Here is a 24,503-nt window from a genome sequence, read left to right on the forward strand (position 1 = left end):
ACCCCCCCCCCGACATTTTTATTGTAAATTTGAATAAATTATTTTTTTCATAATTATCATACATGTGTACACGTACTATACTTCATAAATCTTTTAATTTTCTAGCATAGTAGCTGTTTAAAGTCATATTAGAGTAATTAAAGTGCTACATGAAATACGTCAAACACTTAAAATATTCATTCATTTTTAATTATAAATTATACAGAAATTGTTATAAAAAAGGCGACATATTACTATGTCGCCTTTTCTTTACTTCTTATAGTACAAAAATACTACTCGGAAGCCTCTTCTTCATCCTTCTTATCAGAAGCAATCTTTGTCTCAGTTGCTGCCTCATGAGCTGCAAGATCAGCCTCAGCCTCAGCTGCTGCTGCCTCTGCTGCTGCACGCTCCTCTTCTGGAAGTGGAGTGACCTCAATATCAATTCCAAGAGTCTCTGCAGCTGCCTTCATAGACAGAGAGATGCGACGACGGTCAAGATCAATCTCCATGACCTTTACCTGTACAACGTCGCCAACCTTGCAGACCTGAGATGGAGCGGTGACATGCTGCTTAGCCATCTCGGAAATGTGGACAAGGCCCTCAACGCCATTGCCAAGGTCAACAAATGCACCAAAGGTAACAAGCTTAGTGACCGTGCCCTCGATGATAGCGTCGACTGGATACTTAGAAACAAGTACACGCCATGGATCCTCGGAAGTCTGCTTAAGGCCAAGGGAGATACGCTCACGGTTAAGGTCAACGTCGAGAACCTGAACCTCAACCTCCTGACCAACCTTAACAACCTCAGATGGGTGGTTAACGTGGTTCCAAGAAAGCTCGGAGATGTGAACCAGGCCATCAATGCCGCCGAGATCAACAAACGCACCAAACTCAACGATGGAGGAAACGGTACCCTTGAGCTTCATGCCAACCTGGAGCTTACCAAGGATGTCCTGACGCTCTGCTTTACGAGCCTCCTCAAGAACAATACGGCGAGAAAGAACAACGTTGTTGCGGTTGCGATCCATCTCAATAACACGAGCCTCAATACGAGTACCCATGAATGCACCAAGATCCTTGACACGACGGAGGTCAACAAGGGATGCAGGCAGGAAGCCACGGAGGCCAATGTCAAGAATCAGGCCACCCTTAACAACCTCAATAACCTCACCCTCAACGGTCTCGCCAGCGTTGAACTTATCTTCAACTGCCTTCCAAGCACGCTCGTACTCAGCACGCTTCTTGGAAAGAACCAGACGACCCTCTTTGTCCTCTTTCTGAAGGACAAGAGCCTCGACGTCCTCACCCAGAGAGATAATCTCTGCAGGGTTAACGTCTTTACGAATAGAAAGCTCACGAGCAGGAATAACGCCCTCAGACTTATAACCAATGTCTACGAGGACCTCATCGCGCTCAATCTTGACGACGGTACCGTTGACAAGATCTCCCTCATCAAAATCGGTGACAGTGCCGTCAATCAGGCTGTTCATTTCCTCATCGGAAATTTCATCCAAAGAGAAGATGGACGAGTTCTGAATCTCACTCAAAGGTGGACCCCTTCCAAAACGGGGCCCCGGTCAACATGGTTGCTGCCAGAGTGCCAATACGTGGGCTTCTCTACTCGGAAACTTACATGCTCTCGGGGGCCAACAGATACAGTGTATAACTTGATGCCATACGGGCAATAGGATAGCGCTCTTCGGCTAATTTAACAAGCCAAAGAGCGCTACTTTGCACAGCTATTACGCAAGTTTTACAAAACTTCTTCAAAGTTTGTTCCTTGCAAGATTGTTTTGTTACTGCTTACGTAAGAAGGCGATAACCCTCTTTCTCTACGGCAGCTCGATACGCATCAACATCAATTGGATTTTTGCTGAGGATACGCGCCTGACCACCGGCTAGAGTAACCTGCGCCCATGTTCCCTCAATACTATCAAGAGCACGAGTCACATGATTAACGCAGTTCTGGCAAGTCATACCACCAATCTCAAAAGTTTGTACATAGGGATAATGAGACTCATCTTTGTCTTCTGGACCATCTGCAGCAGTAACCTGTTCTGTATTACAGGTAGTAATGCCCGTTCCCTCATCAGAACAGCATCCCTTTTTACCTACAGCAATTCCGTAAACTCGATAAGCTGCAAAACCACAAAGTACAACAACAGCAAGAACGACAATAATATTGATTGGTGACATAAAGACTTCCCTTCTGTTGCTGTTTTACTACCCATCGTTTTCTAGATTAATCAAAAAAATGATATTTTTATCGCAAAATTTAACAGCAACAGCAGCTATTACGATGCAACTTAAGCAGAAAGTTTTGCACCAAGACCACGGAGAGCCTCAAGAGCGTCGTCATCTGGCTCAAGATTGCAGATAAAAGTCTCAATAACGTTGACGCCCTCTGCTTCAGCATTCTGCTTCCAGGTCTCCATCCAGTCACCGGTTCCCCAATCATAAGAACCAAAGAGAGCGGTTGGTTTCTGACCAAGCTTCCCTGCACAATCGTTAAAGAGCTCCTCAAAATCAGGATCAAGCTCCTCATCACCCATGGCAGGGCAACCAAAAGCAAATGCGTCATACTGATCACACATATCAGCAGAGAACTCAGAAGACTCAATAGCCTCGGTACCTGCTGCACTTGCAAGTTCTTTAGCCATTGCCTCAGTATTGCCCGTCATGGACCAATACACAACTGCTACTTTACTCATACATTTCCTCCTTCTGTATCCAGGTTCCCCCTGGAAAACTACACATTACTTTCAATACCTCAACAAGAAATCCAAGTACACCCCTTATGCGACTCGATATTTCTCGGCATTGCCATATGACGAGAGAATCTGCGCTAAAGATTCCCCTTGGTAAAAACGAAGCTTGCAATGGTTTTCTACATCTTTAAGCTGCTCAAGACGCGAACGCGTTTCTTCAGTGTTGTCATAAACTTTCCAAGCACCTGTAAAGAGTTCGGACTGTCCGTTCATAAAGCCTTGTACGTCTGCAAGCGGATAGCCCAACACAAGTCCAATCTCGTGCGGAAATACAGCTTTTCTCACATGAAATGCAAAGATTCTTGAACGCATACTTTTCATCAACGTCTGTACTGACTCGGTAGAATGACCAAAAGTAGCCAAAAACTCACGGTGCTCTGGTTTAGCGAGAATATCCTCAACAAGCTCAGATCTATAGGCAACAAAAGATACCTTTCCGCACGAAATCGCGGAAGTGGCAAGTAAAGTTACCCCAAACAGTGAGAGCTCATGAGTAGCATTACATAAAAATGTTCTCAGTGTTGAATCAGTACAGATGGGACTTATGCAAGAGCTACAAGATTTATGTGATGCAAATGAAAACAATGCAGCTGGCTTGACGTGAGCAATAACACCAGCAGCACAACGAACAAACGTTGTCGCAAAATCATGGCAAAGCTCGGGAGCATAAGTTCTTCTCGCCCCGTTGTAAGCAGGTTTTATATCAGCAGAATAAGCACAGGGAGAAGTAACGTCTAAAAGTAATGAATTCTCAAAAGAAGTAAGACAATTCATACCGTGCTTGCTCCCTTCTTAAAAATGCGCCGCCGACTAAAAGGGAGCCGACGGCGCCTGGATTCCGGACCCTTGGAGAGGGGAAAGGTTCCGGGCTGATAAAGCAAACTTGTTAGAAAGAGCCTCTGTTAAATAAATAACTTAACAAGTTAGCCTCTTCTAACTATCTAAAGTGTAAGCCATAGCTAACTAATTGCAAGCGAAAACTCAAAATATTTTTACTTTTTTGACAGAAAAAAGCTCCCGCCTCTTACAAATAAGAAACGGGAACTCTTACGTAAATCCAAAAAAACGTTTTAACGATAACCAAAATAAGTTCTAAGCAGTCTGTTCCTCAGCCAAGAGCATTTTTACCTCTGAAGGAACATATGGATTATGAGCTGCAGTGGTAAGCAACGATCTTGTGTTTGCAAGCGTTACCATAAGTGTTAGAAGATTGTGCATATACGCAGCAGTACTTACGGTAATAAGACCTGCAACACCTGCGGCGATGAAAGAACTATTTAGAGCAACAATCGTACGATAGTCAGCATGAATTCTCTTCATTACCTGCTGGCCCAAAAGACGCATGATTACCAGCGATTCAAGCGAATCATTTCTAATTGAAATATCAGCAACAGCACGAGCAATATCAGTTGCATCAGAAAGTGCCAATGAAACATCAGAAACAGCTAGAGCAGGTGAATCATTAATTCCGTCACCTACCATTGCAACGGTGTAGCCCTCCTGCTGGAACTTCTTAACATATGCACACTTATCTTCTGGAAGAATCTGTGCTACATAGTCATCAAGACCAAGCTTCCTGGCGACACTTGCTGCAACGTTTTCTGAGTCACCAGTCAACATAACCATACGCTTAACGCCAAGAGCGCGGAGCTGCGTAATAGTTGCAGCTGCATCTTCTCTTACAGGATCGGTAATACAAATTGCAGCAATAAGCTTTGAATCTTCGGATATGAAGATAATAGACGAGGTTGGAGCAATCTGCGCGAGGTCATCTAGAATTCCCTCAGGCATTGGAGTCTTCTCGTCATCAAAAATGAAGTGAGCAGAACCAATGCAAACCTCTTTGTTGTTAACCTTGGTACGAATACCATGAGCAACAACATATTTAACCTCTGCATGGAACTCGTCCTTGTGCTTGAGACCACGTACCTTTGCCTCATTCACAATTGCGCGGGCCATGCTGTGTGGAAAGTGTTCCTCAATACATGCAGCAAGACGCAAAAGTTGGTCTTCGGTGCGATCACAGAAGCTGACAATACACTCAACATGTGGGACTGCCTTGGTCAGCGTACCCGTCTTATCAAAGACGATAAGATCTGCTGCAGCGATCTTCTCAAGATACTTGCCACCCTTAACAGTCATGCCAAACTTAGCTGCCTCATCCATAGCACTACCCACTGCAACAGGAGTGGAAAGCTTAATAGCACAGGAATAATCAACCATAAGAACGGTCAAGGCCTTAGTGATGTTTTGGGTAACACCCCAAATGCCAAAGAAAGCAAGGAAGCTGTAAGGAACCAGTGCATCGGAAAGGCGTTCAGCTTTTGACTGTGCACCAGCCTTGAGCTCGGCAGACTGCTCAACCATATCAACGATGTTGTCAATACGAGACGTACCTGGAGGAGCGGTAACGCTTACCATAAGGTCACCGTCTTCAAGTGCAGTGCCAGCGTAAACGGTTGAGCCAGGCTCCTTGGTAACAAGGCGAGACTCACCTGTCATGGCAGCTTCGTTCATCTGGCCGATACCTTCGACAACTTTGCCGTCAACAGGAAGAACGCCGCCAGCACGCTGATGCAAAACCATGCCCTTCTCAACCTCAGAAAGAGCAATCATAACGTCCTTGCCATCAATACGAGCCCAAACGTTCTCAGAACGAGTAATCAGGCCGTCACGGAGTGCAAGACGAGCTCGGCTGGCAACGTGATTCTCCATAGTTGCAGAAAGCTCAAGCAAAAACATGACAGTAGATGCATCTGCCCATTCATTTCTAAGAATGGAAGTAGTGATAGCAGTTGCGTCCAAAACCTCAACTGTTAGCTCTTTCTTAAACAGACGCTTAACGCCTTCTACAACAAATGGAATGGCGCGGAGAATAACGTAGGCGTAGTTAGCAACTGCAGGCAGTGGCAAAGAACGCATAATCCAGCGACGAGCGAATGTAGTCACAACCTCCATCTGGAAGCGATTATTCTCAAGAGCCATCTCAATTGAGCTGCAGAAGTCTTCAAGACCTGCCTCTTCTTCTCGTGGCAAGTTCAAGACATCAAAAGCACTAACAGCGGCAAGTACCTGGTCTCTCTTAAGAGGATCAAACCTCAGCAGTAGAGAGCCGTTTGCCATGTGAACTTCTGCATGACGAACACCGTCAACGCGCATCAGCTCATAGGAAATACCGCGAGCCTCAGCCTCGTCGATATGACCCAAGTCGCATTTTGCACGAATGCGACCTGAGATTTCATTTGTAATTGTGAAGCGCATGAATTATGCCTGTGCGCCCTCTGCGTCAACTTGCTTGGTAACCTCAGCGCGGATACCCTCCTCAAGCTCAGCAAGGCGAGCGCGAACAGCAGCATCAATCTTAGACTCACGACGAGCCTCTGCAACAACGTCATTAGCCTCGTCAACAACGTTCTGAGTCTCTGCGGAAACGCGATCAGTTACGAGAAGACCACATGCAGTTGCTTTGACAGCTGCCTTGTGAAGAATACCGTCAGAAGCAAGTCCAGCGACAACGCTAGCAAGTGCAGCGCCACCAGCTACAAGACACCACTTGTGCAGTTTCATGTTAATCCCCCATCTGCTAATGCAAATTAATCGGTTAGTGTTCTATTGAAGATAAAATTTTTTGATTCAAAAAACAAGTGAAAATCATTACTAATTAGTTATCCTAATGAAACAATTGTACACAAGTAATTCTTTACCTGCAAAAATATTTCCTACGGTTAGCCATGGTATACATATAAATTTTATGAAGAAGGAACTCTGGAACGTTACTTAAATTATTGATATTTATTCATATAAGTAAACAAATAAATGAAATTAACATCTCTCCTGTGTCATTACTGTGAAATTTAAATTGTATACAATTTATTTACGTTAGTTTAAAACAACTGGGATACACTACCAAATAAAATGAAACCATCCAAAGCCTCGCAATAATCGCGGCTAGTTGAAAGGAACATCATGGCAAATACCAACATCTATGACCTCTCTGTAGAAGAGCGCGACGGATCTCTTACTTCCCTCTCATCTTTTGACGGAAAAGTTCTTCTGATTGTCAACACTGCAACTGGCTGCGGTTTTACCCCACAGTATGAAGATCTTGAACGAATTTACGCTACTTATAAAGATCAAGGCTTTGAGATTTTGGACTTCCCTTGTAATCAGTTTGCAGGCCAGGCTCCAGAGTCCGATGAAGAAATTCACCAGTTCTGCACTATGAAGTTTGGTACCAATTTTCCACAGTTCAAGAAAAGTGATGTCAACGGAGAGACCGCAAATCCTCTCTTTGAGCGTCTTGCAACAGCTTTTCCTTTCCAGGGCTTTGGTAAGGGCATCAAGGCACTTGCACTGGACAAATTTGCAAAAGCAAACAACAAAAAGTTTGGCAACAAAGCCTACATCATGTGGAACTTCACCAAGTTCCTTGTAGACCGCCAAGGAAACGTTGTTGCCCGCTTTGAGCCAACCGCCGATATGGCAGAGGTTGAGACCGCAATTAAAAACCTTCTTGCATAAGGCGAGAGGAACGGTCCACTCATGAGTTCTTCTCAAAAAGAAATAAAATCCGTTGTAGCCGCTAGCACTTTTACTAGCGGCTCTTCTGCGCTCGGCAACTCCCAAGAAATCCCCGAGCTTCTCCTTAAAAATCAGCTCTGCTTCCCGCTCTACAGCGCCTCAAAAGAAGTAGTACGCAGATATACACCGCTACTTAAGCCCTTTAATCTGACATACACGCAATACATCACCATGATGGCGCTCTGGGAGAATAAATCCTTAGATGTCAAAGCTTTAGGTGAACTTTTATTCCTTGATTCAGGAACCTTAACCCCGCTGCTCAAAAAGCTCGAAGAAAAAGGACTTGTCTTACGTCAAAAAACAAACAAAGACGGACGTCAGCTGATTGTTTCTCTTACCCAAAAAGGTAAAGACCTTAAGCAAGAAATACAAATAGTTCCACATCAAATTGGCTCATGTGTTGATCTCTCACCCGAAGAAGGCGCTGAGCTCAAACGATTACTTTTAAAAGTTCTTTCTAACGTTACAGAAAGCTAATTATATTATGACCCAATCACAGGTAACCATTACCTCCTCTGAACGCGAAGCCGCTATTGTACGTACCAGTGCTATTGGCATTGCGGCCAATGTTGCACTTGCGGCATTCAAAGCTGCAGTGGGTATTCTTTCCAACTCAATTGCTGTCACTCTTGATGCAGTTAACAATCTTTCTGATGCAATCTCATCAATCATTACAATTGTCGGAACCAAACTCTCTAACAAAAAAGCTGATCGCGAACACCCTTTTGGTCACGGGCGCATTGAATACATCACTACAACGGTAATTGCTGCAATCATTATGTATGCAGGTATTTCTTCACTTATTAAATCTATCCAGGACATTATGAATCCTGCAACACCAGACTATAGTCCCCTGTCTTTAGTCATCATTGCTGTAGCTGTACTGGTAAAGATTGTTTTGGGTCACTATGTTCGTACTATTGGTAATCGCGTAAACTCCGACACACTTGTTGCTTCAGGTTCTGACGCGCTATTTGATGCCATGCTTTCTACTTCTGTTCTAGCGGCTGCTCTTATCTTTATCTTTACGGGAATTAGCCTTGAAGCATACGTAGGAGTTGTTATCTCTGCATTCATCATCAAGGCTTCAATTGAACTGTTACACGATTCTATTAAAGAGATTATTGGAATGCGTCCTGACGCAGCTCTTTCAACACTCATCTATGACATTGTAAAAGATGACCCAGATGCAGAGGGTGTCTACGACCTTATCATCCATAGTTATGGTCCAGATAAATTTGTTGGATCATTCCATACTGAGGTTCTTGATACCACTTCAGCTATTGAGATTGATACGATGATCCGACGTCTGAGTACAGAAATATACAACCAAACATCAGGCAAAATCATCATTGCTGCTATTGGTATTTATGCGAAAAACACCACTGATAATCGCATTATAAAGATGCGTACTAAAGTTACTGAAATGGCTTTAGCTCATGAAGGAGTTCTTCAAATTCATGGCTTTATTGCTGACATTGAAAACCAATTTATGGCCTTTGATGCTGTTATTGAGTTTGGCTATGATGGCAAGCAAATTATTCACGATATTATTCATGAAGTAGAAGAGGTCTACCCTGACATGAATGTCTCGATTCTTTTAGATCGCGATACAAGTGATTTATCCGAGCAAGAGGATGCTGGAGACTTAGCCTAATCTTAAGCAATTACAGCTATAAAAAGGGGCGAGCCGCTGACACCCAGAGTCAGCGGCTCGTGTTCTACGCTCGCAAGAAAGGGAGAGGGTCTTTCTTCGAGCTACGGGAACCTGAAAAAAGCAAGCAACTAAATTGCTTAAAAACATAATAAGTTAACCTAGGAAAACTTACAAGGATATTTTCAACATTTTCAGCCAACCTCGTAAACTCTACAAAAAGTTAGACTAAGTTTACGCATCTATGGATTTTTATCTTACCTTAAGATAATCCAAAAAACGTAAACAAAAAATCCCTCGTACCAGATTGGTACGAGGGATCAAATCAACTTAAGAAATAAGTAACTTTATGCTTTTGCAACCTCGTTAAGACTCGTGAGAATCTTGTCATCCTTCTTATCCCACTTTGGAGCAGGACGGAAGAGCTGGAAGAGAATTGCTGCCAAGAAGGCAAAGGCAATAACGGTCCAGATGCCAAAGGAACCAAGAACAAAGAACTCCCAAAGCTGATTGATAATAAGACCAATAACCCATGCAAAGATGCACTGATACCCAATGGCAAACCAGAACCACTTAGAGTCATTCATCTGACGGCGAATGGTACCAACTGCGGCAAAGCAAGGTGCATCAAGCATGTTAAAAGCAACAAATGCACACATTGCACCAATGTGGAGGACACCACCAGCATCGGTGAACATTCCAGCAAAGCCAGACCACATGGTAACTGACTTCTCGCTTGCATCACCTAGACCATAAAGAACACCAAAAGTAGAAACAAGATTCTCTTTAGCAATCAATGCGGAGATGGAAGCAGCAGGTGCCTGCCAGTTTGCAAATCCAAGAGGAGCAAAGATAACGCCAATGAAACCACCAATAGCAGCAAGCAAGGAGAAGTCCATAACGTTCTCAGGAGCGCCCTCAACGCTTGGAAGGTAACCGAAGGCTCCACTTGCACCCTCCCAAGTAGCCCAACCAAAGTTGGAAAGAGCCCAAATGCCAACAGCAGCTGCGAAGATAATCGTACCAGCTTTAACAATGTAAGCAGAGATGCGCTCCCATACATGCATTGCCCAAGATCTAATAGATGGCATGTGGTAATCGGGAAGCTCCATAACAAATGGCGCAGGTTCTCCCGCAAAGGCCTTTGTCTTCTTCAACATAATTGCAGAAATAACAATTGCTGCAACACCCATGAAATAGAACGCTGGCGCAACCCACCATGCACTTGTGCCACCAATAAGGACGCCCATAACCAAGGCAATAATTGGTTGTTTAGCAGAACATGGAATCATGGTAGTAAGCATTGCGGTCATACGACGGTCCTTCTCGTTCTCAATAGTACGAGTCGAAAGAACGCCAGGAACACCACAGCCAGAAGAAATCAGAAGTGGAATAAAGGACTTACCGGAAAGACCAAAGCGACGGAAAACACGGTCCATAACAAAGGCAACACGACTCATGTAGCCACAGTCCTCGAGGAAGGACAACATGACAAACAGGACAAACATCTGTGGGATGAAGCCCAAGACAGAGCCAACACCATTGATAACACCATCAACAACAAGGCCAGTAACAACAGGGCTTGCTCCTGCGTTCTCCAAAGCACCGCGAACCAGAGTTGGAATACCAGGAACAAACATACCGTACTCAGATGCATCAGGCTCAGTCGCTGCACCTTCAACAGCACTCTTAAATCCTGCTGCAGTAACGCCGCCGAGTGTCTGAAGTTCCTGACCGTCTGCCAAAATTGGCTTTCCGTCAGCGTCAAGCTTCAGCGGATTATCATCAGTATCAACAAAGTTACCGTTGTCATCGTGAACAGGAGCGCTCAGAGCAACAACGCTCTTCTCAGCAGCTTCTTTTTCAAAGCTGGTAATAGCGTCAGAATCCCACTCTTTAGCCTCAATAGCCGCACGAACATCAGTAGTATCAATTCCAGCTTCATCAGCAGCATCAAGATACGCATCAATTTGATCTGAATAATGATGAGAATCAAAATCCTCTTTAGCTGCATTGTATTCAGCGTCACCGATTCCCATAAAGTGGAAACCAGCATCAAATAGGTTATCGTTTACCCAGTTTGTAGCGCCAGTACCAACAGTAGAAATAGAAACAAAATAAACAAGCGTCATAACAAGAATAAAAATTGGAAGACCGAGAATACGATTAGTAACAATGCGGTCAATCTTCTCAGAAGTGGTCAGCTGCTTTGGAGCCTTCTTAACGCAAGCTGCCATGACGCCAGCAATCCACTCATAACGGTCAGAGGTAATGATGGACTCAGCATCGTCATCGCGAGACTGCTCAACTGCAGTAATAATCTTCTCAAGCTCTGCGATCTTCTCGGCAGAAAGGTTAAGAGGAGCAATAGCATTTGCATCGCGCTCAAAGACCTTAATGGAGTACCAACGAGACAGAGTTGCAGGCGCAATGCCCTCGATTGCAGCAGCAATCTTACCAAGAGCTTCTTCGACCTCTGGGGTAAAGCACTTAACGCCCTCAGCAGGAGTTCCATCCTGGCCAGCCTTAATTGCAGTCTTTACCAGAGTATCAATATTCTTGTTACGAAGTGCAGAAACCTCAACAACCTCAACACCAAGCTGCTTGGAGAGTTCCTTGGTGTCAATGACGTCACCGGACTCCTTGAGAAGATCAATCATGTTAAGACCAAGAACAACAGGACGACCAGCCTCAAGAACCTGAGTTGTCAAATAGAGATTACGCTCCAGGTTGGTGACATCAAGAAGGTCAATAATGGCGTCTGGGCGCTCATTAATGAGGTAATCACGAGATACCTGCTCCTCAGGTGAATAAGGAGACAATGAGTAAATACCAGGAAGGTCGACAAAGGTAACGTCCTTATCAGCACGCCAGTTTGCCTGCTTCTTCTCAACGGTAACGCCTGGCCAGTTGCCAACGTAGCCGTTTGAGCCTGTAAGCTCATTAAATAGGGTGGTCTTACCGCAGTTTGGGTTACCTGCAAGACCAATAATAGTTTTTTGTGCCATTAGGCTTCCTCTACCTTGTGAACGTCTACTACTTCAATGCTTGCAGCTTCATCCTTACGGATAGAAAGCTCGTAGCCGCGGACTGTGAGCTCAATTGGGTCTCCCAGTGGTGCTACCTTTTTGACATGAACCTCAGTGCCCTTAGTAAGGCCCATATCCATGATGCGACGTTTCACGGCGCCTGCACCCTTTAGCGCAGCAACCGTGCAACTCTCCCCCACCTTAACGTCTCTCAGAGTTGCCATAACCTTCCTTTCAACAAAACACGCATTAAAAGCTGCAGGTTTTACCAGCAGCGCAATACAACAAAGTGCTTAGAGTGGAGAAACCATGATGTGCGACGACATTTGACGGTTAAGTCCAAGTCGTGCACCCTTCACGCTAACAATAACATCACCGTTGACACGTGAAATAACCTTTACCTCTGCACCCTCAACAAAACCAAGCGTAAAGAGATGCTGACGAAGATCAGAAGCACCCTTAACCGTTACGATTAACGCAGTCTCTCCCTCGCCAAGCATGGCAAGAGGAAGAACTGGACCAGAATTGGCAGGACCCTGTGAGGTCTTTTCTGTATCCATGCATCCCCCAAAATAACCGTAGGCAAACTAAGTTTGTTTATTCAAACTTTTACTTCATTAGTATCAACTAAAAGTTAAGGTAATTCAACTTTCATTTAATAATTTAGCTAAAAAATAAGGCGAGAAATTCTGTCTACCAGTGATTTCTCGCCTTTTAAATATTGCAATTTTATTTCAGGTGACATTCTTCTTACGTAAAAATGAACAATTATTTGCTCAAAATACGATAAGTAGTGTTATATCAGCCCGTATTCTGCAGACCCGCAGCAACACCAGACACAGTGCACAAAATCAGATACGTGATATTTGCACGCTCCTCTGGAGTAAGCATGTCGTCCCTTGTACGAAGCTCAGAAAGGGCATGTACCTGCGTAACCGAGAGAATGTTAACAAATGGTAGACGCAGACGAATAACAGGTCCTAGCACGCGACGGTTCTCCAGAGGCCACTTGTTACCGGTAATAGCAAGGACCCACTTACGTGTCAACGACATCTCAGAAAGAACCATCTCTGAAAGCTCAGGGCGATCTCCCAAAGCCAGGTAAAGTCTTGCGATACGAGCATCAACCTTCGAGATTGACATCTCGATGTTGTCAATAAACGTAGTGAACAGCGGCCACTCCTTGTATGCCTCACGAAGACGCTCAATATCTCCCACAGCCTCACATGCACTACCCAATCCGTACCAAGCAGCTAGGTTGATACGAGCCTGTGACCACGAGAAAATCCATGGGATTGCGCGTAAATCATCAAGAGACTTTGCACCAAGACCACGTTTTGCAGGTCTTGAACCAATAGGGAGAAGACCAATCTCAGTCAGAGGGGTAACAACCGAGAACCACTCGGCAAAACCATCAGAGTGAATGAGTTCTAAGAAGCGCTGTTTGGAAGCCTTATCAAGCTCAGAAGCTAATGAAGCAAACTTCACATCTGCATGAGTATTCTTCTGCTCAAGAGAAGGTGCCATCTGAAGCAGCGTTGCTCCTGCAACAGACTCTACGTGACGGCGAGCAAGCGTTGGGTCTCCATAACGAGCAAAGATAACCTCTCCTTGCTCGGTAAGTTTAAAGCGGCCGTTAACAGATCCCTTAGGCTGAGACAAAACAGCGCGGTTTGCAGGACCACCGCCACGACCAACAGCACCACCGCGGCCGTGCATCAGGATAAGATCAATGGAGTTCTTCTCTGCCCACTCCGCCAAAGCGGCTTGAGTTTTATGCAGTACCAGTGTTGCAGTAGTTGGACCTTCATCCTTTGAAGAATCTGAGTAGCCTAGCATAACCTCAAGCTTGCGGTCTGTCTGAGTAAGACGCTCCTGTACCTCAGGAATCTGAATTACCTGATCAAGTGTGGTAACAGCGTTCTCAAGATCTTCAATCTGTTCAAACAACGGAATAACGTCTAGTACGGGAACATCTTCTTCATTTGCAAACGCAAGGCGTGCCAGTTTGTAAACATTCTCAACATCCTGAGCAGACTGTGTAAACGAAATAATATAACGACGAGCAGCGTTAATACCGTTCTTCTTTTGGATTGAGCCAATAGATCGGAAGGTATCAAGCACCTCCTGCGTCATAGCATCAAGCTTTGCGGGTTTCTCGGCAGTTGATGGATGTGCCTCAAGATCAGCAAGTGCACGTTTGTGTACCAAAGAGTGCTGACGGAACTCCATCTCTACCAAGTGAAAACCAAAGGTCTGAGCCTGCCAGATAAGCCTCTGAATAGGACCGTAGGCAATACGACGAGCTCCTGCCTGAACAAGCGAATCCTGAATAACACGCAGGTCAGCAATAAACTCTTCGGCGTTTTGATACATAAGGTCAGCATTGCGTTCAATGGTGGCGCTGAGTCGACCAGAAATTACGCGCATAGCCGCACGATGCAACTCAGACCCAGCCTTATCAACAGCGCGAGACGTCAGAGCCTGGCTCATCTCTACCTGCTGCGCCCAAAGATTAGCAAGTGCGGGTGAAGCTGGGGTTGAAATACCATCAAGCGTCAGACCTCGACTGACCTCCTTAGTAGCTTCAGCCAGTGCTTGTAGTACGTGTACACGGTACTTCTCGGCAACTTGGCGAGAAACTAAAGCAGTGACGTTAGGGTTACCATCGCGATCGGAGCCAATCCAGCTGCCTGGGCGAAAGAACGGCGGACAGACAGGTGGTACACAACCAGCGTTTTCTCCCAGCGCCCAGTTATCAAAGCGACGATACACCGAAGGAACCATCTCAAAGAGAGTAGTGTCAAAGATATTAAGGACGGTATCTGCTTCCTCCAAAGGAGTTGGCTTTTTATGACCGATAGGAGATGTACGGAACAGGCCGTCAATTTCCTGCAGCATGCGACGCTCATTTTCCACACGAGCAGGACCGCCAAGTCTTTGGCGTTCATCAAGAAGCTCTGAAATAATGCGGATTCGACGTTCAACATTTTTACGGCGAGCCTCAGTTGGATGAGCAGTAAAAACAGGATGGAACTCAAGACGATTAAGACGTGCCTTTGCCTCTTCTTCACCACACTCGTCAATGAGCTGCCTATATGCAACAGTTATCTCGTTGATTGGATCTTCTGCAGAAGATGAATCAACAGAAGCCTCACGAGAACGCAAGCTGGTAACGCGATAATTTTCTTCACAGAGATTTGCCAAGTGGAAAAAAGTTACAAACGCACGCATAAGAAGCACGGAGTCTTCCATGCTCAAGCTATCGATGGTAGAGGCAAAACGAAGGAAAGCGTTAAGCGATTCCTTCTCTGAATCTACCTTGAGCACAGCATTAATTGCCTCAAGTAACAAGGGCGCACGAGTTGTAGACAAATCATCTGGTCCAGCCTTAATTGCCTCAACCAGCAACGTATCAAAACTAGTAAGAAGATCTGGATTGTACTCAGCAAGCACTTTTCTTACCAAGCGTAAAAAGAAGGTAAGGTTATCACGCAGTGGAGCTGGTGCTTTAAGCGCCTGAATAAGGGTGCGAGCAGCAGCAATCTCATTTCCACGTCGCTCAAGAAGCGACTGAGCTACCTCAGAAGTTGCTACACTATCGATGGGTTTCTCGTCAAAAGAAGCATTGCTGGACTCTAGATTTGAATCTTGAGAACTGCCTGCCATGCTCATCCTTTCGTCACACAACTCAGAATACGTACTATCTACCATACCCATTTGTAACAATCTACGCACGATTGTTTGTCAATCTGTTACCTAATGTACATGGTGCACTACAATCGATACAACAAACAAAAATTGATATGTCAAAGTTCCTGACCACGCTAAAGAAGATTTTAGGTTTTACATGCTCAATCCATTTAAGAAAAGTCGTACTGCGTACAACAATTCTTCCGTACATAAACAGGTAGAGCGACTACGCACTCCTCGCTATGAGCTTGATGACTCTAGTGCAAACGAGAGTCAGCCTGGCATCGTGGTTACTTGGTGGACCAGACTTCTTTCTGCAGTGGTTTCTGGTGATATTGCCAATCAAGATGAACAATACTTAGCGCATCAAACATCACAGGACTATCTCTTTAACGCACTTGGACAAGGGGCCTGGGGTGCACTTTTCCCGCTTCTAACCGTTGTCTGTTCCCAACTTGTTGGCATTGAGCAAGCAGGTCTTTTCTCCATGGCGTTTGTTGTGGCAACGCTTTTATTATTTGTTGCCCAATACGGTGTTCGTACCTATCAGATTTCCGACTTAACCGAACAACGTAGTTTTTCTGATTACCAGATTCAACGTGCAGCTACCGTCATTGTCATGGTGATAGCTGGCCTTATTTGGTGCTTCTTTAAAGGCTACACCGAGCCCATGTTTTCTATCTGCACAGGAGCTTTGCTCTTTAGAGCAGTCGACGGCATGGCAGATGTCTACGAAGGCCGCCTACAGCAAAAAGACAAGCTTTACCTAGCTGGATTAAGCCAGGCTCTTAGGTGCAGCACCAGTTTTGTTCTCTTTACAGTTGTACTTTTTGTAACCAGAAATCTTGTCTGGGCAAGTTGGGGCATGGGTATTTGTGCACTTATTACCCTAATATTTGTTTCTGCTCCCCTTGCTATTCTTGAGACTGATAAAAGCGCCCGATTCAAAATTGCCAACATCAAAGATATCTTTGCACAATGCTGGCCTCTCTTTTTAGCACTTTTCCTCTACAACCTTATTGATTCATTGCCAAAGTTTGCCATGGAAGGCACGCTTTCTTATAGCAATCAGCTGTACTTTAACGCACTCTATTTTCCAGCTCACACTATTCTGATGATCTCTACGCTCATCTATAGACCACAGCTCTTTAAGCTTGCCAACTTACTAGAAACCTCTATTCATAATCCCGCTAACAAAAAACGCTTTGGTGTAATGGTACTTGCACTGTTTGGAGCTATTACTGTAGTAACCGCAGGCACTGCTGCATTTGTCGAGTTCATTGGCATTCCTCTTAATAGTTTCTTGTACGGCGTTGATTTTGAACAATATCGAGGACTTGCACGCATCATGGTAGCTACTGGCGGTCTCTGTGCAGCAATTGACTTTTTATACCAACTCATTACCATCATACGCGCTCAAAAAGTTATTACTCGCGCCTACCTGATTTCATTTGTCGTCTCTATCCCCATTATCTGGATGATGGTCAGCTTTACCGGTCTTAACGGTGCGGTTATTGGCAGCTTCTCTTCTATTCTCGTCCTCTTCTTGCTACTTATCAGCGAATATGCCGTTGTACGTCTGAAAGGCTAACAAGACAATCAAAGTTCAAACGAAAACCCCTCTGCTCCATATACTGGAACAGAGGGATTTTTATTGCATATAATGAGAAACCCGTTTAATTGATGCTCTTCCCGACAATGAACTTAAAAGGAGCAAGCACCACCAATAGTACAAGCAGCTGCCGCGGAGCCGTCATCTGAATCATTGTTTGAACCAGAAACATGGAAGACCTCGGAGAGATAGTTAATGATGTCGCCAGACTCATACATTGCCTTGCCGTCAATGAACAGACATGGGACCTGGCGCTTACCGCCAACCTCAATAAGGCGCTCACGAGCTGCATCATCAGCAACAATATCATGCATAGGAAGCTCGATGTTGTTCTGCTCCATGAAGGACATAACTTTGTGGCAGTATGGACAAGTTGGCTTATAGAAAAGTTCAAGGTTCTGAGTAGCCATAAAAACTCCTTTTGTTAGTAATTACTACTGTTTTGTCTATACCCACCACAGTGCAGTTGTTTCACATGGATTTACACGGGGTCTGCTTAGTCAGAAAAAATCCCAAACAAGTCCGCCTATAGTGACAAAAATAGCCGCACAAGGCGGCTATTTAATAGTTAATGGTGCCAGCAACCAGGATCGAACTGATGACCCCCGCTTTACGAGAGCGGTGCTCTACCAACTGAGCTATGCTGGCATAAAAACGCGTTAACAACTATACGGGGAAGCCCTGTATTATTCAAGCAGAAATACTAAAGAAGCCCGAGAACACCACGAACAAGACGTTCAAGATCATCTGCATACTTCTCGGATGCCTCTTGAACACTCTTATGCGTTGTTCCGTGAGCGCCGGCTGGATTTGCTGCAAGCGTCAAAGCCAATACATTCATATCAAGTGCTCGAGCCATAATGACCTCAAGAGCTGTAGAAACACCAACGTATGAGACACCAAAACTGCGGAGCATAGCAACCTCTGCAGGAGTCTCAAAGTTTGGACCCAAAAGACCGGCAAAAACACCTTCATTAAGCTCAATTTTGAGGTCGTCTGCTACCCCACGTGCAAGCGTTCTAAGATAAGGTGAGAAAGCATCATTCATATCTACAAATGGAGTCTCAACATCGCGAAGACCTGCCCACTCTGCAAGTGGATTAGTTCCAGTAAGGTTAATCTGGTCAGTAATGACACCAAGGCCAGTCTTTGCATTACCAGAAACAGCACCCGTTGCACCTGCAAAAATAATATCTCTGCAGCCTAGATGATGTGCATGCTGAACAAGAGAGGTTACCTCAGCTGCAGAATAGCCTTGATAAAGGTGAACGCGACCAGGATAAACAACTACAGGCACACCGTCGATAGTGCCAATGGTTGCCTCAAAGGTGTGTCCTGTCATAGGAGAAGCGTTAACAGGAAAACCAGGAATATCACGATAATCAATGCGACGAACTGGCTTTACTAAACCAGCAAGATGACCAAGTCCAGTTCCTAAAATGAGAGCAACAGGATGCTCGACAGATGGGCTTACATTCTCAATGGTTTTCTCGGTAACCACACAAATCCCCTCCTCTAAGAGGTGACGAGCAAGTATTCCCTCGCCAGAAACAAGCTTTCCTGAGTACGTACCATCATAAATCTCATGTACGCCGCAAGACGGACTTTTTGCCTTCAAAACGGCGAGCGTAATGTCAGAAGGCTTAACGGCACTAAGCACAATCTTAGCTCCACGCTCAAAATCGTCTGTAACATCTGAGCCATCCTTGAGCCAAACGCGTCCTTCTCGCTGCTCTGCGGGCGGACGAGGCACAGGAAGACCTGCGGAAATCTCGGGGCAAATCTTTGTAACGTTTACTTTTTGAGCAAGTTTTTGTACTGCAGAAACAGACTTGGCCCCTCCGTCATATCTGACGGGGAGGCCAAGTAAACAAGCGCTAATAGCAACTTTCATTAAATTTCAAATCCTAAAGAGCAAGAGAGTAAACAGTAACGGATACTTTACCAAGGATCTCGTTAATCTTCTGTGACCACTCCTGAGAAGCCTTACTTGCAACAGCAGAGTACTTGCTCATTGCAACTTTATAAGCAGTCTGAGCGGCTGCGTAAGAAGCAGAGTCATTGGAGATTGTATAAGCAGAAAGCTGCTTATAGTAATCACCATCCTGGGAAGCCCAAGTGTTGTTCTTAGCATCCCACTCATCACCAGCAAGACCAATAATGTACTGAGCGTACTCCTGGCTTGTGGTTTCAGAGTTGCCGTCCTCAGGTGCAGTTGGTGCCTTTGGAGCATCTGGAAGAGTTGTGGTTAGAACACTGTCACGATACTTCTTCATGATGACAGCATCATTGATAAGCTTCTTTGCAACGTCCTCAGAGAGCTTGTATGCAGAAGCAACCTTACTTATATCGGTTGTCTTGAAGTTATTCTGCATGTACTCATTAATCTCATCATCAGTGACGGTAATACCTTTACTCTTGGCTTCAGCAACAACAAGAGCATTACGGATATAGCCAATGATCTTATCCGCTGGTGGAACAGCATACGTACCATCAGACTGCTTTGCTGCATCAAGACCTGAAGTAGCTTCAATAACCTCACGAGTAGTTACTTCTTTGGTCTGACCGTTATAGGTATAAGAAGCAACGGGAGTATTGAGCTCGCCCTCAGAAAGTGTGGTACGACCATTCAAAGAACCAGTAGCTCCACCGCCGCCAAGGAGAAAGCGACCAATAGCAACACCAAGGGCAAACAATACAACTGCGCCTAGTCCAATAAAAATCTTAAAGTGCTTTCTTACGTCAATAGATGGCATATCCTTGCCTTTCATCGTTTAATGAGACTATGCGTACACCAACACAAAATTTTAGTTTACCCTTATTATCAAAAAATAAACATATAACCGGTAAATTTTCCCGTTTACACACAATCATTTATAGGCAAAACAAATTACTTAGTAGCTGCAACAATCTCTTCCGAATACTGCTTAATATATCCAGTGGCATTTTCTGCGTCAAACTTCATGCGTTGAGATAGTGCCTTCTTTACGTCTTTAGAAATAGTTCCATGTGCTAAGGCGAGAAGACCCTGGAGCATGTCATGGTACTCAGCGTCGCCATGATAGCATTGGACCGCCTCGTCTAGAAGTGCCCATGCCTCATCAGAATGCTTTGCAGAAGTTGCCCCGTACTGACAGAGAAACAAAAATGCTGCTAAACGTACAGTTGCTGAGTCATTATCAAACAGAGAAGCCTCAGCGGCATCAAATGCCTTAAAGACCTGGTCACCAAAATGCTCACTCAGATTGGCAAGCGCATCTAGCACTTCCCAACGAGTCTGCGCTTCTGGCCTATAAAGTGCATCAATAAGAGAATCAATATGCTCTTCAAAGGCAAGAGGAGCAACATGAGCCAACTCTGCAAGCTCATGAGAAGCATCTTGACGAGTGCGCCTACTAGCATCAGACAAAGCGATAACCAGTGCATTCACTTTTTTCTTCTGTGCCATAGTTGGCTTTTTAGTAACCTTCTTAGCTGGCTTCTTTTCTTCTTTTGACGCCTTTGTAGAGCCCGCTTTTGCGGTTGCCTTAGTTGAAGCCTTTTTTGGCTTCTGAGCAGTTTCTTTCTTCTCTGCCATGAAACCTAAATCCTCTCTAAAACACCCATTATTCTCTAAATCCGTCTACGACAACGGTACCGCTTTTTTGATCCTCATGAATTTTAATAAATCCAAGGCTCGATGCTTCGCGTAAAAGAGAAGTAAACGAACGATATCCATAAGTTGCCTCAGCAAACTGTGGACGCTTCCTTCGCATAGTCTCCTTTAAACGAGACGCATAAATGAATGTTTCGCTTTCACGTTCCAAAGACTCAATGGTCTCAAATAAAAGCTGATAGCAGTCGTGTTTCTCGGCAGGTACTTTCTCTTTAAAGTCTGGAATTCTACCAGAACTTAAAATATCTTCGTAAAAGATAAACTCATCACAAACCTCAGCAAGAAGCGAGCTGGTAGATTCCTTCATGCCAACGCCAATAACCGTTTTACCAGCCTCTTTAAGCTTTGCTACTAATGGCGAGAAGTCCGAGTCACCAGAAAGCACAGCAAATGTGTCAATATGATCTTTAGTAAGGCACATCTCAACAGCATCTACCGCAAGTCTAATGTCAGCAGAATTCTTGCCAGTATATGCCCTATCTGGAATCTCAATTAACTCAATACCAAGCTCATGCAGAGGTGTAATAGCATTTGGAAAGCGCTGCCAGTCACAGTAAGCACGCTTGGCAGTAATGCGACCCTTATCAACCAGCCTCTCCATAATGAGCTTCATCTCTGGAAGATGACCTGGTTCTTGATGGCCGTTTCTCTTTCTCTTGCCTGTTCCTAGTGCTAAATTTTCATAATCAATGAAAACCGCAATAGAGCTCTGAGGGGTAGAAATATCACTCATAACCTGGGTTCCTTTGCGGCTCGTGCCTAATGACAACAGTGTTCATCATGGCCGTGCTCATGACCTTCGTGGTCATGATGATGTCCGTGGCCGTGGCACTCGCACTCGTGATTGCCATCTTCATGATCGTGACCGCAGCAGCATTCGTGTTCACCCTCATCTTCCTGGTCCTCAAGAAGTGACCAATCAAGGCCAGCTGCAGTACTAGTTGCCTCATCAGCATAAAGCAACGAGATTGCCTGAGTACCCTTACGAGCACCACCAATCTGACACAGCATGTCATACAAAGTAAATGCAGTCTCTGCACCAGGAAGCGTAATCTCAAGATCCTCAGACTGAGCAAGAGCAAGCGCAATATCCTTGCGGAAGTGCTCAGCCAAAAATCCTGGCTGGAAATCTCCCTCAAGCGATTTAGGAGCAAGCTCTTTAAGTGCACGAGAAGAACCCATGCCACTTGCAACAACCTCAAGCATTTGCTCAACATCAAGTCCGCCCTGCTCTGCCAAAGCCATTGCGTCAGCATAGCCAATCATGCAGGAAGCAAGAGATACCTGATTACAGAGCTTTGCAGTCTGACCCTTACCAGCACCGCCCATACAGAAAATCTTTGATGAGAAGGTCTCGAGAAGTGCGCGAACTGGCTCAATGTCATTCTCAGTTGCACCAATAATCAACGTAAGAGTACCGTCTTGAGCTCCCTTCTGACCTCCAGTAACGGGGCAGTCAAACGCATGTTTTCCCTCAATCTCAGCAGCATCGTGAATATCACGCGCAAGCTGAGATGAAGAAGTGGTGAGGTCAATAAGGTATGCACCTTTCTTAGCAACGCGAATAAGACCATCTGTTGTTAAATAAACGTCTTCAACATCAGTTGGATAACCAACCATGGTAAAGACAACGTCAGCATCTTTTACGGCATCTGTTACGCTCTCCGCAGCATGAGCACCCAAAGAGACAAGCCTTTGGACTTTTTCTGGTGTTCTGTTATAAACAGTAACGTCATAACCAGCAGAAATAAGGTGCTCTGCAATAGGAGCGCCCATAATACCTGTTCCAATAAAAGCAACCTTTGCATTTTTGCTCAGTGCCATGTACGAGTCCTTTCAGACTGAAATAAATATACAAACTGGGGCCACTCCAAAGAGCGACCCCATACCTTTTACCCGTTAATTAGATTTACGAACCCTGTTAGCAATTCGGTCAGAAAGCGAAAGTTTCTCGCGGCGATCAGTTCCCCAAAAGACAATAGCTACCATGCCTGGACCAACGTGAGCGCCAATGACCGGTCCTACCTGACTATGAATAATAGTGAGTCCCTCACAGCCCTTCTCCTTACGAATCTGAGCCTCTAGCCAATTGGCATCCTTCTGCGCATCTGCTGAAATAATGCCAACAGGAAGTGAAGTATCATGAGAATAGCTATCTCTAAAGTCCTGAATTAAAGACTTGAGCGCCTTCTTACGGCCTCTGCACACAGTCTTAACAGTAAGAGCTCCTGTTGAGTCATACGTAAGTTCTGGCTTCACATCAAGTTTGCCACCAATGTTTGCCGCAGCAGCAGGAATACGACCACCTGCAGCAAGAGCATCCAAAGTCTCAAGCGTAAAATAACCTTGAATATAGTTGCGCGCATCTTTTGCCCACTCAGCAACTTCTTTTGCCGAGAGACCCTTATTGGCCTGATGTACTGCCTCAAGACCCAAAAGCTGAGCAGCAGACGAAGGAGCGCCGTTGTCAACTACGTAAATCTCAAAGTCTGGGTATTTCTCTCTTACCATATCTGCTGCTTGCTCGGCTGCATAAAATGATGAAGAGAGAGCAGAGGTAAAGCAAAGATACACTGTTGGCGTACCTTGTTTTGCAGCATGCTCAAAGACTTCAAAGTAATGACCAGGAGTAATTGCAGAGGTGGTGTAGCGCAGCTTCTTATCCTTGCGCATTCCCTCAAAAAACTCATGCGCACTAATGCTCTTCCAGCCATCGTCATAGTGCTCTCCATCTGGTCCCACATAAGGGAACTGGATGATATCAACACCTAGCTGTTCAGCAATTCCTGGAGCAAAATCTGCGCAGGAGTCCATGATGATTCGAACGTTACTGGGCTTATGGTATACAGGTGAAAGCTCAGTAGGCTCAAGATCTTCAAACGCAACCTCGCTAATTTCTTCTTCGGCATTATCTTTTTTATTGAACATCTGGTTCCTCAATCTTGGGTTTAATAATTCCATAACCACCATTTTTACGATGGTAAATGACATTAGTCAAACCCGTTGAAGAATTAACAAAGACATAAAAATCATGACCGAGAAGATCAGTTTGGACAAGCGCCTCCTCTTCTGTCATTGGTTCAAGATCAACGTATTTCTCGCGAACAAGCTGGTCATCAAGGTCTTCAGCTGGGATCTCAATAAGATTAGCAAGATCTTCTTGTGTAAGAGCAATACCGCGCTCAGACTTCATGTGATGACGGCGCTCAACAACCTTTGTCTTGTACTTACGTAACTGTCTGGAGACTTTGTCCGCTGCTTCATCAATAGCTGCATACATATCGTCAGAACTAGCGGTGACACGAACAACATTGTTACGGACAAATACTGTAACCTCAGTTGTCTTTCTATCTGGATTTGAAGGGTTTTTGTCTACTCTGAGAACAACATCGCAAGACATAGGAGTGATGTCAAATACCTTAAGAGCATCACCAATTTTCTGGTCTACGTGTGCGCGCAAAGCCTCAGAAATACTTACCTTGCGTCCCGAAATCTTGATGTCCACCATGGGAGCCTCCTATCGGATACA

The 24,503-nt window shown here is 44.9% G+C and carries 22 protein-coding genes and 1 tRNA gene; 4 read left to right on the forward strand and 19 right to left on the reverse strand.

What is annotated here, in order from left to right; genetic code table 11:
- Positions 1–272 precede the first annotated feature (272 nt).
- From rpsA to APAR_RS04970, 6 genes are all read right to left on the reverse strand, one after another.
- Positions 273–1,529, reverse strand: a complete 1,257-nt coding sequence (gene rpsA, locus APAR_RS04945; protein WP_012809048.1) for a 30S ribosomal protein S1 — start codon at positions 1,527–1,529, stop codon at positions 273–275.
- 256 nt (positions 1,530–1,785) lie between these two features.
- Entirely contained in the window at positions 1,786–2,178 is a 393-nt protein-coding gene (locus APAR_RS04950) for a heavy-metal-associated domain-containing protein (RefSeq protein WP_012809049.1), read from the reverse strand.
- Between the two features lie 110 nt (positions 2,179–2,288).
- Entirely contained in the window at positions 2,289–2,693 is a 405-nt protein-coding gene (locus APAR_RS04955; RefSeq protein WP_012809050.1) for a flavodoxin domain-containing protein, read from the reverse strand.
- An 84-nt stretch (positions 2,694–2,777) separates the two neighbouring features.
- Positions 2,778–3,524 carry a DUF3793 family protein gene (locus tag APAR_RS07155; RefSeq protein ID WP_012809051.1) on the reverse strand — a complete coding sequence of 249 codons (747 nt, stop codon included), beginning with the start codon at positions 3,522–3,524 and terminating at the stop codon, positions 2,778–2,780.
- A 318-nt stretch (positions 3,525–3,842) separates the two neighbouring features.
- Entirely contained in the window at positions 3,843–6,011 is a 2,169-nt protein-coding gene (locus APAR_RS04965; RefSeq protein ID WP_012809052.1) for a heavy metal translocating P-type ATPase, read from the reverse strand.
- Positions 6,012–6,014: 3 nt separating this feature from the next.
- Complete coding sequence (locus APAR_RS04970) at positions 6,015–6,317, reverse strand: hypothetical protein (protein ID WP_012809053.1); 303 nt, start codon at positions 6,315–6,317, stop codon at positions 6,015–6,017.
- A 399-nt stretch (positions 6,318–6,716) separates the two neighbouring features.
- Here APAR_RS04970 and APAR_RS04975 point away from each other — a divergent pair, with 399 nt between their 5' ends.
- Genes APAR_RS04975 through APAR_RS04985 form a run of 3 tightly spaced genes read left to right on the forward strand, consistent with a single transcriptional unit; the run spans position 6,717 to position 8,988 of the window.
- Complete coding sequence (locus APAR_RS04975) at positions 6,717–7,271, forward strand: glutathione peroxidase (protein WP_012809054.1); 555 nt, start codon at positions 6,717–6,719, stop codon at positions 7,269–7,271.
- 21 nt (positions 7,272–7,292) lie between these two features.
- On the forward strand, positions 7,293–7,808 hold the full coding sequence (locus APAR_RS04980) for a MarR family winged helix-turn-helix transcriptional regulator (RefSeq protein ID WP_012809055.1): 516 nt from the start codon (positions 7,293–7,295) through the stop codon (positions 7,806–7,808).
- A 7-nt stretch (positions 7,809–7,815) separates the two neighbouring features.
- Positions 7,816–8,988: a cation diffusion facilitator family transporter gene (locus APAR_RS04985; protein ID WP_012809056.1), complete on the forward strand. Its 1,173-nt coding sequence runs from the start codon at positions 7,816–7,818 to the stop codon at positions 8,986–8,988.
- Between the two features lie 344 nt (positions 8,989–9,332).
- On the opposite strand, the gene feoB is transcribed toward APAR_RS04985, so the two are convergent.
- From feoB to APAR_RS05005, 4 genes are all read right to left on the reverse strand, one after another.
- Entirely contained in the window at positions 9,333–11,993 is a 2,661-nt protein-coding gene (gene feoB, locus APAR_RS04990) for a ferrous iron transporter B (protein ID WP_012809057.1), read from the reverse strand.
- Positions 11,993–12,238 (reverse strand): FeoA family protein, encoded by a 246-nt coding sequence (locus APAR_RS04995; protein WP_012809058.1) that lies wholly within the window; start codon positions 12,236–12,238, stop codon positions 11,993–11,995. The genes feoB and APAR_RS04995 overlap by 1 nt, the downstream gene beginning before the upstream one ends.
- Positions 12,239–12,307: 69 nt before the next feature.
- Positions 12,308–12,574, reverse strand: a complete 267-nt coding sequence (locus APAR_RS05000; RefSeq protein WP_012809059.1) for a FeoA family protein — start codon at positions 12,572–12,574, stop codon at positions 12,308–12,310.
- A 241-nt stretch (positions 12,575–12,815) separates the two neighbouring features.
- The gene (locus tag APAR_RS05005; RefSeq protein ID WP_012809060.1) at positions 12,816–15,683 is read right to left on the reverse strand and encodes a phosphoenolpyruvate carboxylase; all 2,868 of its coding nucleotides are present in this window, start codon (positions 15,681–15,683) and stop codon (positions 12,816–12,818) included.
- A 181-nt stretch (positions 15,684–15,864) separates the two neighbouring features.
- Here APAR_RS05005 and APAR_RS05010 point away from each other — a divergent pair, with 181 nt between their 5' ends.
- Positions 15,865–17,298, forward strand: a complete 1,434-nt coding sequence (locus tag APAR_RS05010; RefSeq protein ID WP_143714130.1) for a lipopolysaccharide biosynthesis protein — start codon at positions 15,865–15,867, stop codon at positions 17,296–17,298.
- A gap of 113 nt (positions 17,299–17,411) precedes the next feature.
- Here APAR_RS05010 and APAR_RS05015 read toward each other — a convergent pair whose 3' ends face one another.
- The 9 genes from APAR_RS05015 to hpf all read right to left on the reverse strand — a co-directional run bounded on the left by APAR_RS05015 (position 17,412) and on the right by hpf (position 24,482).
- On the reverse strand, positions 17,412–17,729 hold the full coding sequence (locus tag APAR_RS05015; RefSeq protein ID WP_012809062.1) for a glutaredoxin family protein: 318 nt from the start codon (positions 17,727–17,729) through the stop codon (positions 17,412–17,414).
- A gap of 162 nt (positions 17,730–17,891) precedes the next feature.
- Positions 17,892–17,967, reverse strand: a tRNA-Thr gene (locus APAR_RS05020).
- Positions 17,968–18,022: 55 nt separating this feature from the next.
- Complete coding sequence (locus tag APAR_RS05025; RefSeq protein WP_012809063.1) at positions 18,023–19,213, reverse strand: 2-thiouracil desulfurase family protein; 1,191 nt, start codon at positions 19,211–19,213, stop codon at positions 18,023–18,025.
- Between the two features lie 13 nt (positions 19,214–19,226).
- On the reverse strand, positions 19,227–20,075 hold the full coding sequence (locus APAR_RS05030; RefSeq protein WP_012809064.1) for a SurA N-terminal domain-containing protein: 849 nt from the start codon (positions 20,073–20,075) through the stop codon (positions 19,227–19,229).
- Between the two features lie 134 nt (positions 20,076–20,209).
- A complete protein-coding gene (locus tag APAR_RS05035) occupies positions 20,210–20,896 on the reverse strand; it encodes a hypothetical protein (protein WP_012809065.1) in 687 nt (228 codons plus the stop codon).
- 28 nt (positions 20,897–20,924) lie between these two features.
- Positions 20,925–21,707: an NYN domain-containing protein gene (locus APAR_RS05040; RefSeq protein ID WP_012809066.1), complete on the reverse strand. Its 783-nt coding sequence runs from the start codon at positions 21,705–21,707 to the stop codon at positions 20,925–20,927.
- A 26-nt stretch (positions 21,708–21,733) separates the two neighbouring features.
- A complete protein-coding gene (locus APAR_RS05045; protein WP_012809067.1) occupies positions 21,734–22,798 on the reverse strand; it encodes an NAD(P)-dependent oxidoreductase in 1,065 nt (354 codons plus the stop codon).
- Positions 22,799–22,873: 75 nt separating this feature from the next.
- Entirely contained in the window at positions 22,874–23,902 is a 1,029-nt protein-coding gene (locus tag APAR_RS05050; RefSeq protein ID WP_012809068.1) for a DegV family protein, read from the reverse strand.
- Positions 23,892–24,482 carry a ribosome hibernation-promoting factor, HPF/YfiA family gene (gene hpf, locus APAR_RS05055; protein ID WP_012809069.1) on the reverse strand — a complete coding sequence of 197 codons (591 nt, stop codon included), beginning with the start codon at positions 24,480–24,482 and terminating at the stop codon, positions 23,892–23,894. The genes APAR_RS05050 and hpf overlap by 11 nt, the downstream gene beginning before the upstream one ends.
- Positions 24,483–24,503: the final 21 nt, after the last annotated feature.

It is taken from the genome of Lancefieldella parvula DSM 20469 (genome assembly GCF_000024225.1).
GTDB classification, from domain to species: domain Bacteria; phylum Actinomycetota; class Coriobacteriia; order Coriobacteriales; family Atopobiaceae; genus Lancefieldella; species Lancefieldella parvula.

Excerpts from the sequence above, each read along its gene's own strand:
- APAR_RS05015 (WP_012809062.1), bottom strand. The coding sequence starts at position 17,729 with ATGGCTACTCAGAACCTTGAACTTTTCTATAAGCCAACTTGTCCATAC.
- APAR_RS05010 (WP_143714130.1), top strand. The coding sequence starts at position 15,865 with ATGCTCAATCCATTTAAGAAAAGTCGTACTGCGTACAACAATTCTTCC.
- APAR_RS05030 (WP_012809064.1), bottom strand. The coding sequence starts at position 20,075 with ATGCCATCTATTGACGTAAGAAAGCACTTTAAGATTTTTATTGGACTA.
- feoB (WP_012809057.1), bottom strand. The coding sequence starts at position 11,993 with ATGGCACAAAAAACTATTATTGGTCTTGCAGGTAACCCAAACTGCGGT.
- APAR_RS04975 (WP_012809054.1), top strand. The coding sequence starts at position 6,717 with ATGGCAAATACCAACATCTATGACCTCTCTGTAGAAGAGCGCGACGGA.
- APAR_RS04970 (WP_012809053.1), bottom strand. The coding sequence starts at position 6,317 with ATGAAACTGCACAAGTGGTGTCTTGTAGCTGGTGGCGCTGCACTTGCT.
- APAR_RS05040 (WP_012809066.1), bottom strand. The coding sequence starts at position 21,707 with ATGAGTGATATTTCTACCCCTCAGAGCTCTATTGCGGTTTTCATTGAT.
- APAR_RS04965 (WP_012809052.1), bottom strand. The coding sequence starts at position 6,011 with ATGCGCTTCACAATTACAAATGAAATCTCAGGTCGCATTCGTGCAAAA.
- APAR_RS05025 (WP_012809063.1), bottom strand. The coding sequence starts at position 19,213 with ATGAAAGTTGCTATTAGCGCTTGTTTACTTGGCCTCCCCGTCAGATAT.
- APAR_RS05000 (WP_012809059.1), bottom strand. The coding sequence starts at position 12,574 with ATGGATACAGAAAAGACCTCACAGGGTCCTGCCAATTCTGGTCCAGTT.
- APAR_RS05005 (WP_012809060.1), bottom strand. The coding sequence starts at position 15,683 with ATGGCAGGCAGTTCTCAAGATTCAAATCTAGAGTCCAGCAATGCTTCT.
- APAR_RS04955 (WP_012809050.1), bottom strand. The coding sequence starts at position 2,693 with ATGAGTAAAGTAGCAGTTGTGTATTGGTCCATGACGGGCAATACTGAG.
- APAR_RS04980 (WP_012809055.1), top strand. The coding sequence starts at position 7,293 with ATGAGTTCTTCTCAAAAAGAAATAAAATCCGTTGTAGCCGCTAGCACT.
- APAR_RS04950 (WP_012809049.1), bottom strand. The coding sequence starts at position 2,178 with ATGTCACCAATCAATATTATTGTCGTTCTTGCTGTTGTTGTACTTTGT.
- APAR_RS05035 (WP_012809065.1), bottom strand. The coding sequence starts at position 20,896 with ATGGCAGAGAAGAAAGAAACTGCTCAGAAGCCAAAAAAGGCTTCAACT.
- hpf (WP_012809069.1), bottom strand. The coding sequence starts at position 24,482 with ATGGTGGACATCAAGATTTCGGGACGCAAGGTAAGTATTTCTGAGGCT.
- APAR_RS04985 (WP_012809056.1), top strand. The coding sequence starts at position 7,816 with ATGACCCAATCACAGGTAACCATTACCTCCTCTGAACGCGAAGCCGCT.
- APAR_RS07155 (WP_012809051.1), bottom strand. The coding sequence starts at position 3,524 with ATGAATTGTCTTACTTCTTTTGAGAATTCATTACTTTTAGACGTTACT.
- APAR_RS04995 (WP_012809058.1), bottom strand. The coding sequence starts at position 12,238 with ATGGCAACTCTGAGAGACGTTAAGGTGGGGGAGAGTTGCACGGTTGCT.
- APAR_RS05050 (WP_012809068.1), bottom strand. The coding sequence starts at position 23,902 with ATGTTCAATAAAAAAGATAATGCCGAAGAAGAAATTAGCGAGGTTGCG.
- APAR_RS05045 (WP_012809067.1), bottom strand. The coding sequence starts at position 22,798 with ATGGCACTGAGCAAAAATGCAAAGGTTGCTTTTATTGGAACAGGTATT.